The sequence below is a fragment of the Burkholderia sp. 9779_493 genome (assembly GCF_015712215.1).
Taxonomy (GTDB): Bacteria; Pseudomonadota; Gammaproteobacteria; order Burkholderiales; family Burkholderiaceae; genus Burkholderia; species Burkholderia cenocepacia.
Window position 1 is genome coordinate 136,309 of the sequence record NZ_JACCQA010000016.1, and the last position, 13,117, is coordinate 149,425.

At 67.7% G+C, this 13,117-nt stretch carries 8 protein-coding genes and 1 pseudogene; 3 read left to right on the forward strand and 6 right to left on the reverse strand.

Going from position 1 to position 13,117, the window contains the following annotated elements; genetic code table 11:
• Positions 1–2 precede the first annotated feature (2 nt).
• The 3 genes from tagF to H0X95_RS18680 all read right to left on the reverse strand — a co-directional run bounded on the left by tagF (position 3) and on the right by H0X95_RS18680 (position 6,080).
• The gene (gene tagF, locus H0X95_RS18670; RefSeq protein WP_006483243.1) at positions 3–992 is read right to left on the reverse strand and encodes a type VI secretion system-associated protein TagF; all 990 of its coding nucleotides are present in this window, start codon (positions 990–992) and stop codon (positions 3–5) included.
• Positions 989–4,933 carry a type VI secretion system membrane subunit TssM gene (gene tssM / locus H0X95_RS18675; RefSeq protein WP_059723929.1) on the reverse strand — a complete coding sequence of 1,315 codons (3,945 nt, stop codon included), beginning with the start codon at positions 4,931–4,933 and terminating at the stop codon, positions 989–991. The genes tagF and tssM overlap by 4 nt, the downstream gene beginning before the upstream one ends.
• A gap of 301 nt (positions 4,934–5,234) precedes the next feature.
• Positions 5,235–6,080, reverse strand: coding sequence for a M15 family metallopeptidase (locus H0X95_RS18680; protein ID WP_006488977.1), 846 nt, complete (start codon positions 6,078–6,080; stop codon positions 5,235–5,237).
• Positions 6,081–6,201: 121 nt separating this feature from the next.
• Between H0X95_RS18680 and H0X95_RS18685 the strand changes: the two genes are divergently transcribed.
• Together H0X95_RS18685 and H0X95_RS18690 are read left to right on the forward strand one after the other, a co-directional pair.
• Positions 6,202–7,194, forward strand: a complete 993-nt coding sequence (locus tag H0X95_RS18685; protein ID WP_012492311.1) for a hypothetical protein — start codon at positions 6,202–6,204, stop codon at positions 7,192–7,194.
• Between the two features lie 210 nt (positions 7,195–7,404).
• Positions 7,405–8,433: a transporter gene (locus H0X95_RS18690; RefSeq protein WP_006481924.1), complete on the forward strand. Its 1,029-nt coding sequence runs from the start codon at positions 7,405–7,407 to the stop codon at positions 8,431–8,433.
• Between the two features lie 30 nt (positions 8,434–8,463).
• On the opposite strand, the pseudogene H0X95_RS18695 reads toward H0X95_RS18690, so the two are convergent.
• Together H0X95_RS18695 and H0X95_RS18700 are read right to left on the reverse strand one after the other, a co-directional pair.
• Positions 8,464–8,610: pseudogene (locus tag H0X95_RS18695) on the reverse strand (DUF1427 family protein); the annotation flags it as partial.
• 27 nt (positions 8,611–8,637) lie between these two features.
• Positions 8,638–9,615, reverse strand: coding sequence for a quinone oxidoreductase family protein (locus H0X95_RS18700; protein ID WP_059723927.1), 978 nt, complete (start codon positions 9,613–9,615; stop codon positions 8,638–8,640).
• Between the two features lie 161 nt (positions 9,616–9,776).
• Between H0X95_RS18700 and H0X95_RS18705 the strand changes: the two genes are divergently transcribed.
• Entirely contained in the window at positions 9,777–10,697 is a 921-nt protein-coding gene (locus tag H0X95_RS18705; RefSeq protein ID WP_006481915.1) for a LysR family transcriptional regulator, read from the forward strand.
• Between the two features lie 122 nt (positions 10,698–10,819).
• Here the strand turns inward: H0X95_RS18705 and H0X95_RS18710 are convergent, their stop codons facing one another.
• Positions 10,820–12,988 (reverse strand): M1 family metallopeptidase, encoded by a 2,169-nt coding sequence (locus H0X95_RS18710; protein WP_006481916.1) that lies wholly within the window; start codon positions 12,986–12,988, stop codon positions 10,820–10,822.
• Positions 12,989–13,117: the final 129 nt, after the last annotated feature.

Here is a 13,117-nt window from a genome sequence, read left to right on the forward strand (position 1 = left end):
GGTCAGCCTCCGATGAACGCTTCGCGGAACGCGTCGATGGCGACGCGCAGCGAGAGTTGCGGTTGGTCGAGGTAGCTGACGAGCTTGCTGATCTGGTGATCGTTTTGCGCATGGGCGTCGATCCACTCGGGATCGTCGATGTCGATGTTGTGGGCGGCGTAGGTCTGCGGGTCGACGACGCTCAGCAGCGTCTTCGCCGACGCGCCGTTGAAGCCGATGACGAGCCGTTCGCGTTCGGCGATCGTGCCGATGAAGATCGCGAGCTCGAAGTCGGCCTGCGCGACGAACGGCGCGATCAGCTCGAGCCAGAACGCGGCGACGAGGCTGCGGTAGAACGGATCGACCGGCAGCGGCAGCGTGAGGCCGCGTTCGATGTGCGACGAACCGCTCTGCATCACCGGCCGCAGCAGCGAGCCGAGCGCGAGCATCGCGCCGCGCAGCCGCACCGGATGACCGCTTTCGAGCAGCATCTCCTGCAGGCCGTGCAGCGTCTGGTGTTCGACGAAATCGTTGAAGGTGCCGTCATGCGACGTGCCGGGGCCGCCGATGTCGATCGGCACCTGCGTGTCGCCGAGCGCCTGCAGCGCGCCGGGCGGCTCGTCCTTGCCGAGCAGCGGCGGGATCTGCGCGGCGACGCGCGACCACAGTCGCGCGAACGCGAGCGGGCTGCGCGCGAGGAACGCGACCGGCCGGTCGACCTCCAGCGCGGTGGCGCCGAGGAACGGGAAGCGGCGCATCGACACGTCGTGACTCGCGACCATGTGGCCCGCGATCGCGAGCTTGCTGCGCGAGCCGAGAAACGCGAAATGCATCGGCTTCGCATCCTCGTAGACGATCTTCCAGCGCGGATCTTCCGCGAGCAGCTCCAGCGCCTGCGCGATCCAGCGATCGAGCGTCTGCAGCAGTTGCGGATTGTGCGCGCTCTTCACGAAGTCGCCGCGCGACGGAATCTTGCCGAAGTAGGCGATTTGCGCCTGTACGGTTTGCGTCATTGCGCCCTCTGTGCATTCGTTGCGTTGGCGGCCGCGACCGCCGGCGCGGCGCCCGGCGTGCCGGTGCCGGCTTGCGTCGCGTTCTGCGCGGCGCCCGCGCTCGCGTCGGCGACCGACGACGGCAGCTGCAGGCCGCGCAGGCTTTGCTGCTGCGGCTGGTCGCCGCCACCGGCCGACGGTTGCGACGTGCTGATGATGCGCATCGTCACCGACACGTTCACGCTGCCCTGTGCCCACGTCAGGTCGAAGGTGCCGTCCGGACGGCGCTTGCGCTGCGCCGAGTTGATCAGCTTCTCGAGACCGTAGCGGCCCGGCTCGTTGACGAGCTGCACCGTGCGGCCGTCGAAGGTCGTCGCGGACAGCGTCGCGCCCGGCGAACCCTGCGGGTTCGGCCACACGAAGTTGGTCCACTGCGGCGGCGTGTTGCGGTAGCGCAGCTGCTGGCCGTCGATCGCGATCGTGTATTCCGTCGTGCCCGTGCTCGGTTGCGGCAGGATCTGGAACACGGTCTGCGGCTCGGCCGACGCGGCCGCGCTGCCGGCCGCGCCGCCGGCGAGCGGCGCGACCCAGCGGGCGAAGCCGTTGGTGAAGTCCGGCGTGAGCCCGATGCCCATGTCGCCCCACGTGCGGGCGGCGAGCGTGTCGCCGCGGCGCACCGCGAGCGGCCCGAGCGTCGTGCCGACGAACTTCGCGATCGAGCCGTCCGGACCGAACACCTGCGCGATCTCGCCGGCGCCGGCCTCGACCTTCGCGTTCGCGGCGAACGGGTACTTCGTCGCGAGCGAGCTCTGGAACGGCTGATAGACCTGCGCGTTCCACACCTTGTTGACTTCGGCGCTGGCCGGCTGGATCACGACCGCGAACGCCTGCATCAGCGGCCGCACCAGCAGCGGACGCAGCGACTTGCGTTGCGAATCGGTCAGGCCCGTCAGCATCTGCTCGTCGACGAGCTTCAGCGAATCGGCGAGTTCCGAACCGCTGCCGTCGAGCGTCTGCTGCATCAGCTGGCGCGCGCCCGGCCCCGGGTCGCCCTGATTCTTGATCACGTTGAAGCGCGTGCGGACCTTCGACAGCGACTCCATGTAGCCCTTCAGCATCGACGTGCCGTCGTGCGTCGCGACGATCCGCGCGAGCCCGACGAACTCCTGGCCGATCGGACCCATCGGCACCTCGGCCGGATTGCCGTTGATGTCGATGTTGGCTGCCGCCACCTGGCCGGCCTGCGAGCGCGAGAACAGCTGCTTGACCCAGTTCACGACGCCCGTCTGCGCCTTCTTGATCGTCACGTTCGCGAGCGACGGGTTGTCCCACGACGTCTGGTCGTACGCGGTCTCGAGGATCTTGCGGATCGGCGAATCCTGCGGGTCGCCGAGGCGGTTCATCCCGTCGACGGCCTGGCCGAAGCTGGTGAAGCCCTGTACCGCGATGCCCTGCATGAACTTCTGCCAGTGCTGCGCGTACTCGGTCTTGTACATGCCGACGAGCGTCTTCTGGATCTGCTCGGGGCTGCCCTCGAGCGTCAGGTCGTCCTGCGTCGACGTGTTGAGCACCCAGTCCTTCGCCTGCAGCTCCTTGGTCGCCGCATCGCGGATCGCCGGCTGCACGTAGTCGAACCACGCTTCACGCGTGAACGTGCCCGGAATCGCGTAGCTGCCTGCCACGAGCCCCTGGTTGCCGTCGCCGACGATGCGCGCGATGGTCATCGGCGCGAAGCGGGTCGACGCGCGGGCCTTGATTTCCTCGTAGACGCGCTGGCGGGCCGGCATGCCGCGCACCACGCGGCGCAGGTTCTCGCGGGTCTGGTCGACGAGCGCGAGGTTCGCGTCGATCATCGGCCAGTCGTTGTCGTTCACGCGGGACAGGTAGAACGAGATCATCCGCTCGGCGCTCCGGATCATCTCGTCGCGCGGCATGTTGCCGCGATTCGTCTCGAGCCAGCCGCGCCAGAAGCGGGCGAGCTGGTCGGTCAGGTGCGCCTGTTCGACGTGACGCTTGTCGGACAGCATCAGGTACGTCTTGAGCGCGTTGTACGCATCCTGCACGTTGGTTGGCGACGCGTCGCTGTAGAGGCCGCCTTGCGGGGCCGCCGCCTGTTGCGGTGCGGTGGCCGGCGCGGTGCCGGACGCGGCCAGCGCGGCGCCCGGCTGCGGGGCGGCGCCTGCCGCGTTCGTCGAGACCGGTATCGTGCCGCCCTGCACGGCGCCCGATTCGGGCGGGCGCGTCATCGGCACGAGCTGCTCGGGGTGCGCGTTCACGTCCTTCATGAACGACGCGAGGTTTTGCGAGACCGGCGCGAGCAGGATCTGGCGCACGCCGTTGTAGTACTCGGTCAGCAGATGCTGCTCGAGCCGGTCGCCCTGGTACAGGCCGAGCGACACCGACATCGGCTTGTCGCGGCGGAACTGTTCGAGCTGCTCGATCCGGTCCTCGAGGATGTCCATCGCCTGCAGGCGCGACTGCAGGTCGTTGCGGCCCTGCTGCAGGCGCGTGACGTTGTCGAGGTCGGCCTGCACGTTCGCGACCAGCTGCTGGTTGCCGATCGTCGACCAGGTCCAGCCGCCCAGCGCGAGCGCGAGCGCCGCGACGAAGCCGAAGAAGGTCGCGTAGCGCAGCCGCGTCTTGGTCGGGCTCGCGAACTGGCGCACCGTCTGGCGGTCCGCGAAGATCACCTTCGAGAACAGGTCGCGCAGGAAGAAGCCGTTCTTCGAGAACGCGCTGTGCGGTTTCGGCAGCGCATTCCCGTCGAGGCCGAAGCGGTGCGCGATGCGCTGCGCGGCCGCGCTGTTGGTTTCGCCTTCCTGCAGCGCGCTGGTGAAGTAGAAGCCGCGGAAGATCGGCTTGTACTGGAACGGGTTGTTCTCGAACAGCGTCGCGAGGAACGCGCGCAGCGACGGCTTGATCGTCGAGAATTCGAGCGGGAAGCTCAACTGGCCCGGCGACAGCTGGTTGCCGCGCGACAGCGACAGCTGCGCGACGCTGATTTCCTTCAGCCCTTCGTAGAGTTCCTCGAAGTGCGTGTCGAACTGCGCGACGACGTCGCGCTTGTCGTCGGGCTCGTAGGGCAGGGTGGCGCCCCACACGCGGTCGTACTCGTGCTTGTCGCTGCTGCTGAAGAATTCGGTGAAGCCGGTGATCAGGTCGGCCTTCGTGAACATCACGTAGACCGGCGCGAACACTTCCAGCTTTTCCGTCAGCTCCTGAACGCGCTGACGGAGGTTCTTCGCGAGGTTGATCGCGAATTCGGGGCGGTTGCCGGTGAGTTCGGCGATGCTGGCCGTGACGATGATGCCGTTGATCGGCGCCTTCGGACGGTAGCGCTTGAGCAGCCCGAGGAAGCCGAGCCACTCGCTGCGGTCTTCCTCGTGCACCGAATAGCGGCCGGCCGTGTCGAGCAGGATCCCTTCGGTCGTGAAGAACCAGTCGCAGTTGCGCGTACCGCCGATGCCGTGGATCACGGCGCTGTTCTTGTCCGCGAACGGGAACTGCAGGCCGGAATTGAGCACGGCGCTGCTCTTGCCCGCGGCCGGGTTGCCGATCACGATGTACCACGGCAGTTCGTACAGCGCGGAGCCGCCCGACACCTGGCCGATCTTCGACGTCTTGATCGTCTTCACCGCATCCGACAGGCGCGTGCGCAGCACGTCGAGGTCGGCGGTCTTCGCGTCCGGTGCGAGCGCGGCAGCGGCCGGCGCGGCGATCTTGCCGGTTTCCGCCTGCTCTTCCAGCACCTGGCCGAGCTGCTGGTTCGCACGCTTCACGCGCCAGCGGCGCCACAGCGCGACCACGAGCCACAGCGCGAGGATCGCCGCGAACGCGGTCGCCGCCCACAGGAGCGGCAGCTGCAACATGTCGGCGACGATGAACAGAATGGCCGCTAGCGCGACGATCCCGACGATCGAGAGCGTACGCGGATGAGTCAGCACGTTGAGGATGCGTTGCATAGGACGTTCAGGTTCCGGTGCGATTCGGTGAGGCGACGCAGGCGCGTCGAGCGGCAAGGGTGGCGCCGCGATGTGTCGCCATGCTGTCAAACGGGATGAAGGGGGCTGGCATCAATGCGCCCGCGGCATCGGAGAAGGCGCGCGCATTAACGAAAGGACGCTGTGAGATTTAAAACTGAAGCGGCGGCCGGAAAAAATCGCGCACCGGAATGCCCGATTTTCTGCGTCGCCCATATCGTTTCCTGCCGGGATATTAAAAAGCCCCATGCCGCCCTCATTATTTCCTGTCCGGCAGCCCTGGCTAGCTGCCGCGTCCCAGTTTAAAACCGGGTTTATGGTATTCCACGTGCCCGAGATCCATCATTTTCCATCGGCCGCCCCAGGTCAGGCCGACTTGTTCGGCGACCTGGCCGTACAACTGGTAGCCGCGCATCGCCCACGGATCTTTCTCGGAAATGACCAGCTTGCCGTCGCGCAGAAATGCGTTATCGGCCGCCAGCCCGAATTGGTGATAACTCTGGAAGGCTGCCGCGTTGGTCACGTTGCTGCCCATCTGCGCCAGCCGGTTCTGCCGTTCCGGGCTCCGGTAACCTTCCAGCAACGCCATTTCATAACCGTGCTGTTCGTGCATGATCTTGTAGACCAGCAGCAAACGCGTACGGAAATCCGGATCCAGCAGGTTCCAGTCGCGGCTCGCATCCTTCAGCGCCGGGCGGACCTGTTCGACTTCCTTGGTGGCGAAGACTTCCGGCGGCAGCGGCGGGGGCGGCACGAGTTGCTCGCCCTGCAGCAGCGCGGCGATCTTCTCGTCGGGCACGCGCGCCGTGTCGTCGTACTGGAACAATTGCCGGCCGCGTAACGCAATGGCGACCAATGGCGGCGTCGCAAGAATACCTGCCGATACCATAATCATCAAGCGCCGCCGAACCAGTAAATTTTGCACATCGTTTAATGCGCCGCGCGTAACGCTTGCCGATTTAACAATCTGACTCCGCGTGCGCGCGGCGCGATCGTTCGCACGGCGGGTAAGACGGCCGTGAAACTGGGCAACGGATTCGAAAACGGTCGCGCGGATACCCGGTAAAAGCAACAGTGCCGCAACGGCGACGGCAAGGGCGAAATAGGCGACGAGTGCGACGGCAATCAACGATATCCCCGGAAATTGGAATTGATTGTGTTTTGCAATGCTTGCTCTTAGAATCAGGCTGCTTCGAGAGGCCGGGCTATATTATCGCGGTGAATTAAACCAGGATTCAATGAGACGCTGAATGAGTGCGCCGGAAAATTCAAATTCGAAAACTCCGCCCAGCCTGCTGTCCGATACTAAACCGGCGGGCGAGGGAGGGCCACGGCAGTCGCGCATTCTCGCGGATCTGGAAGGGCGTGTCACGCCGCCCGCCGAGCCGCCGCGCCGTTCGCTGAAGGCGCCGATCGCCGCGGTCGTGGCGTTGGTCGTGGCCGTCGGCGGCTGGGGCGCGTGGCGCATGCAGCAGTCGTCGGGCGAGCAGCCCGCGGTCGTCGCGGCCGCGACGGCACCCGCGGCGGCTGCGCCGGACAAGGCCGCGCCGGCCAGCGGCGCCGCCGCGCAGGTCGCGCAGAACGGCGCGTCCGCTGCGTCGGCCGTGCAACCGGCCACGATCGTCAACGACGATTCGGCGTCCCAGGCCGTTGCATCCGCATCGGCTTCCGCCGCCTCCGCGGCGGACAACAGCCGGCTGTCGCGCGCGCTTGCCAACGGCGCCGAAGAGGGCTCGGGCGGGGCGGCCGCGGCCGGCGTCGCCGCCACTGCGGCCGCCGCAGCGGCGACGTCCAAGACCGCGAAGGCCGACGCGTCGAAGAGCACGAAGGTCGCGGCTCACGGCAAGACCGACACGAAAACCGAGGCGAAGGTCGACACGAAGGCCGAAGCCCGCAAGCATCGCAAGGAACAGCAGGCCGAGCTCGCGCAGGCGAAGAAGCGCCGCGAAGCGACGTCCACCCGAACCGCGAAGGCGGCCGGGAAGGACGATCCGGATGCCGATCTGCTCGCGGCGCTCGTCGCGCGCACGAAGCCGGCCGACAAGAAACTCGCCGCGCAGAAGGGGCAGGCCGTGCCGACCAAGACGGCGGCAACCACCGGCGGCTCGCTGGCGTCGCGCGTGAAGGAGTGTTCGGAGCGCGGTTTCTTCGAGGATCAGCTGTGCCGCTGGCGCGTGTGCGACGGCCACTGGGGCAAGGACCCCGCGTGCCCGAGCGCCGCGCAGTCGGAGACGCGGCAGTAACGCGTGCCGGCCCGTCACGAGGTCTTTCCGGTCAGCGCCGCCCATTGGGCGGCGCGTTGTTTTTGGGGCAGGAGAAGCTGCCGGTATGATGTCGCGTGACACTGTCACGCGCGCGTCACGCCCGTCGGGCATACGTCTCCTTTCCTTACCCGGCGCGGGCCCGCGACCCGCGATGTGCGGCGCGTCGCGTGCCGCACCTCCTTCGACACGATGGACCTGATCGTACAGACTTACGGCGCCGATACCTCCGGCATGGTGTGCGGATTCCGCTTCGATCCGGGCGGCGCCGGCGCGCTGCTCGATGCCGACGCGGCCGCCGCATGGCTGCGCACGTGCCGCGAGCACGGCGCGGCCGCATCGGGCGATTTCGTCTGGCTGCATTTCAATCTCGCGCACGGCGCGAGCGAGCGCTGGATGCGCACGCATCTCGGGTTGCCCGACAGCTTCTTCGAATTCCTGCACGAAGGCTCGCGCTCGACGCGCATCGAGCAGGAAGACGGCGCGTTGCGCGCGATCGTCAACGACGTGATGTTCAACCTCGAACTGACGCCGTCGGAGATCGCGACGCTGTTCGTCCACGTCGAGCGGCGCATCATGGTGACCGCGCGGCTCAAGCCGCTGCGCTCGGTCGACACGCTGCGCGCGTGCGTGCGCGACGGCGAGCAGTTCCGCTCGCCCGCGGAGCTGCTCGTGCACCTGTTGCGCGACCAGGCCGACCTGCTGATCCAGATCATGCGGCGCACGAGCATCGACGTCGACCGCATCGAGGATCGCTTCCTGTCGCAGCGGCTCACGTCGAGCCGCATCGAACTCGGTGCGATGCGCCGCACGCTGACGCGCCTGCAGCGCATGCTCGCGCCGGAGCCCGGGTCGATCTTCCGGCTGCTCGCGAAGCCGCCCGCGTGGCTGCACACGGAAGACGTTCAGGAGCTGCGCGAGTCGACCGAAGAGTTCTCGCTGGTGCTCGCCGATCTGGCGGGGCTCAACGAGCGGATCAAGCTGCTGCAGGAAGAGATCGGTTCGCGCCTCGACGAGCAGAACAACCGGACGCTGTTCACGCTGACGCTCGTCACCGTGATCGCGCTGCCGATCAACATCGTCGCCGGCTTCTTCGGGATGAACGTCGGCGGCGTGCCGTTCTCGGAGAACAAGCACGGCTTCTGGCTGATGGTGCTGCTCGTTGCCGGCTTCACCGCGCTGGCCGCGTGGTGGGCGTTCCGGCGCCGCGACGATCGTTAGCGCGGCATCGGGCGTTGCATCGACGCATCAACGCAGCAGCGCGATCGCGCGTTCGCCGATCACCATCCCGAGCAGGCCGACGAGCGCAACGAGCGGCGGGGCCGGCGAGCGCACGTGCAGCAGCGCGTACAACACGCCGACACCGACGCCCACCACGAGCGAGGTCACGTAATCCATCATGGCGGTCTCCCGTTGGGGCCGGTGTCAGGGCTTGAGGATGACGCGCTCGCGCGCGCCGGCCAGCACCGCGCGATACGCGTCGTGCGCACGCTCGAGCGGGTACACGTAGTCGTCGCCGATCGGGAACGGGCGCAGCGTGCCGTTGCCGAAGCCGGGCGCGAGCGTATCGAGGATCTGCGCGACCGCGGCCGCGCCGAGCTGCAGCGAATCGATGCCCACGAACGTGTGCTGGCCGCGATAGAACGCGAAGATGTCGAACGGCACGCTGCGCTCGATCGTCGAGATGAAGATCTGTCGCGCGCCGATCGCCATCGACGCGTTCGCCGCTTCGAAATACGGGCTGCCGACCGTGTTGTAGACGATGTCCGCGCCGTGGCCGCCGGTCAACTCGCGTACCGCGTCGGCCACCGTCCGGCTCGATGCGTCGATCATGGGGACGTCGCCCGACGCATGGCCGCGATAGGCGCCGCGCCCGCGCTCGACGCCGATCACGGTCGCGCCGCGTGCGGTGGCGAGCTGGATCGCGGCCTGACCGACCTTGCCGTTCGCGCCGAACACGAGCACGACGTCGTCGGCCGTCGGCATGCCGGCTCGGCGCAGGCCTTCGTACGCGGTGACGAACGGCACGCCCACGCCGGCCGCCTCGTCGAGCGTCAGCACGCCCGGCTTGCGGCGCACGTGCGCGGCGTCCAGTACGAGCCATTCCGCATGCGAACCGTCGCGCCCGACGCCGAGATCGCCACCCGAGCCCCACACCGGCGCGCCGATCCAGTTGTCGGGGCCGCTGCGCACGATGCCGGCCCAGTCGCGCCCCGGCGTGCGCGGCCACACCGCATGCGGCATGCGGCCGAGCGCGGCCTTCACGTCGCTCGGGTTCACGCCGGCCGCGCGCACCTCGATCAGCATCTGGCCGTCGGCCGGTACGGGCGGGGCGATGTCCCGGACCCGCGCGTCGAGCGACTCGATGTCGGCGGCGGGGCTGTCGAAGCGGATGCTGCGCATGATGATCTCCGTGAACGATGGCGGCTGCCCGGCCCGGCGGGCCGGCGCGTGCGGCGGATGAAACCGGTGAATGCAGTCTAGTGGGCCCGGTTTGACGCGGAAACGTGCAAAGGCGGATGATTGTTTTGCGTATTCCGCATAGCCCATCCACAGGCTCACGAATGGACGACTTCCTTTCCCCGCACCTCGCGCTGTTCGTCGACGTGGTCGACCAGCAGAGCTTCTCGGCGGCCGCGCGCCGGCTCGGCGTCGCCGCGTCGTCGGTCACGCGGCGCATCGACCGGCTCGAGACGCAGCTCGGCATCCGTCTCCTGCATCGCACCACGCACGCGCTGCGGCCGACCGAGGCCGGGCAACTGCTGTACGGGCGCGCGACCCGAATGCTGGCCGAGCTGCGCGGATTGCAGGAAGACCTGCACAGCCAGCACGACGAACCGGGCGGGCTGCTGCGCGTCGACTGCCCGGCGCCCTTCGGCCGGCGGCACCTGATGGCCGCGCTGGCCGCGTTCATGCAGCGCTATCCGGCGCTGCAGGTCGACCTCGTGCTGACCGACAGCATGGTCGACCTGCAGGGCGCGCGGCTGGGTTCCGACGTCGATCTCGCGGTGCGCATCGGCCCGCTCGAGGACACGCGTTTCGTCGCGACGGTGCTGGCGCCGCAGCGGCGCGTGCTGTGCGCGAGCGCGGCCTACCTCGCCCGGCGCGGCGAGCCCGCATCGCCCGACGCGCTCGCCGGCCATGACTGTCTCGCATGGCATGGCGCGCCGCCGCCCGGCGCGTGGCGCTTCGGCGAGCGCCGTCACGTGCCGGCGCAGCCGCGGTTTCGCAGCAATCATTCGGAAGCGTTGCTCGAGGCGGCCATCGACGGGCTCGGTCTCGCGCATCTGCCGACCTGGCTCGCGGCGGACGCGCTGCGCGACGGACGGTTGCGCGCGCTGTTGCCGCAGTACGCGGCGGCGCCCGAGCCGGCGACGATCCACGTGCTGCGTCAGCAGGCGCGCGGCAGTGCGCGCACGTCGCGGCTCGTCGCGTTCCTCGCCACGTGGTTCGCGCAGCCGGCGTGGGACGCCGCGTGGGCGTGACGACGGGCGAACGTCGCGCCCCATGAAAAAAGGGCCTCGCATGCGAGGCCCGTCAACAGGTCGGAGAAACCGGTACGCCGGCCGGCGCCGCGGGTCGCGCGGCACCGGCCGGACGCGCACCGTTACTGCGTGACTACCTTGCGCGGCTTGAAGATGCCCTGGTATTGCAGGGCCGGGCGTTGCTTCGTCACCGGTTCGATGCCGCCGAAGCTCGGCGTCTGGCGCAGCTTCATCGCGGCCGGCGAAGCGACCGAACCGATCGACGTCGAGCGCGAAGCCGGCGCGAGGTTGTTCGCGACGAGCAGCGCCGCTTCGCTCTTCAGGTTCGCCAGCAGCACCGGATCGGTGGAGCTGTTGATCTGCGTGAGCAGCCCGCTCCAGGCCGCGTCGCTGTAGTTCACGACGTAGTAGTCGAGACCGCTCGGGTCGGCGACCACGCCCGTGCAGCCGTCGATCCGCGTCTGCGTCTGCGTGTCCTTCAGCGCGAGCGTCGTGCGTTTCGCGAGACCCTGGCCGTACGCGAGCGTGAGCGGCACCGTCCACTGCAGGCCCGGATACGCGTTCTTGTTCGGGAACGGCTGCTGTTTCAGCGTGACGACCGTCTGGTTCTTCGTCAGGTCGCACTGCGTGTCGAGCGAGATCAGCGGCACGCCGGTCTGGCGCACGTAGCTGTCGCCGATCGGGCCGACCGCCTGGCCGCTTTCCTTCGACAGCGCATCCCACAGACGCTTCGGCGTCCCGTTGCCGAACGAGTAGTCGACCAGGTACTGCTGCAGGCCCTTACGCAGCGTCTGCTCGCCGAGATAGTTCTCGAGCGTCTTCAGCACGTGGCCGCCCTTGTCGTACGTGAACGCGCTGGCGCTCAGCACGAAGTCGTTCGACGCCCAGTCGTTGAAGTTCGGCGCGACCGGGAATGCGTTCGGGCCGATGTCACGATTGATCACGCGATACTTGTTCTTCACCTGGTCGAGCCAGCTGAACTCGTCGGGGAAGAACTGGATCGTCGTCTTCGTCTCGAAGAACGTCGCGAACGATTCGTTGAGCCACACGTTGTCCCACCAGTCGGTGGTCACGAGATCGCCGAACCACTGGTGCGCCACTTCGTGCGTCAGCACTTCGTTGCCGTAGTGCGACATCGGCTGACCCGGCTGCGGCAGGATGTCGTCGGCGAACTCGAGGATCGAGCCCCAGTTCTCCATCCCGCCGAAGTTCAGGTCCTTCTGCTCCTTGAACGCATCGTTCGCGGCCACCGTGTCGAACTTCGTGAGCGGCAGCGGGATGCCCGTGTAGCGGTAGTAGTAGTCGAGCGCCTGCTTGGTGCGGTCCATCGCCGGCTTCGCCCACTCGCTCATGCCCGGCGGCGTGAACACGCGCAGGTGCAGGCCGCCCTTGCCGCCCGGCAGCGGGCTCGTGAAGTCGTCCTCGTAGGTGTCGAACATGCCGCCGCCGAAGAACAGCAGGTACGACGGCATCGGCGGGGTCTTCTCGAACTGCACGAGCTTGTAGCCGCCGCCGACGTTGGTCGACGGCTTCTCGGCCGCGTTCGACACGACGCGCCAGCTTTGCGGCACTTCGGCCGTCACTTCATAGGTCGGGCGGAACGCCGGCTCGTCCCAGCCGGGGAACCACTGGCGCGACAGGTTGGTTTCGCCCTGCGTCAGGATCGCGCCGCTCGTCTTGCCGTCGGTGCCCTTCAGGTCGACGCGGAACACGCCTTCCGCGGCCGAGCAGCCCGGATACGGATCGTCGCCGCAGCTGCCGCCCGTGTGGTTGACCGGATCGTCATACGACTTGAAGTTGATGATGCCCGACCACTCCATGTGCAGCGAATAGTTGCCCGGCGAGATCGAGCCGCTCACGGGGCGCAGCTGATAGAAGTCGCCCTTGTCCTGCGGCGTCGCGATCAGCTGGATGTTGCCCGGCTGCAGCGTGATGCGGCCGTTGGTGAACTTGATCCGGTGGCCGGCGATCACGATATTGTTGACCGGCTTGAGCACCTTGATCTCGACGTCGGCGCGGCCGTCGAACGCGTTCAGCGCTTCGTTCGGGCGGAACCACAGCCGGTAGTTCACGGGCACCACGGTGTCCGGCAATTCGACGGGCGAGACGCTCTTGTCGACGTTCGATGCGCTCGGCGGCGCGGCGACGGTGGGCGACGAGCCGGTATGCGGCGCGCCGGCGGAGCTGAGCGCGGAAGCGGAGCCCGCACCGCCGTCGTCGCCGCCGCACCCGGCGAGCGCGAGTGCGGCGACGAGCGGCAGATAACGCATCTTGCGAATATGGATCGACATGACTGAAACCTCGATTGTTGAAAGAATCGTTCAGTGCTGCGAAAACGCCGGCAAAAGCAATCCCCTCGCCGTTTAATCAACAGCGAAAAAATACCAATGACGGATTATTCGAAAAGACGGCGGCCGACT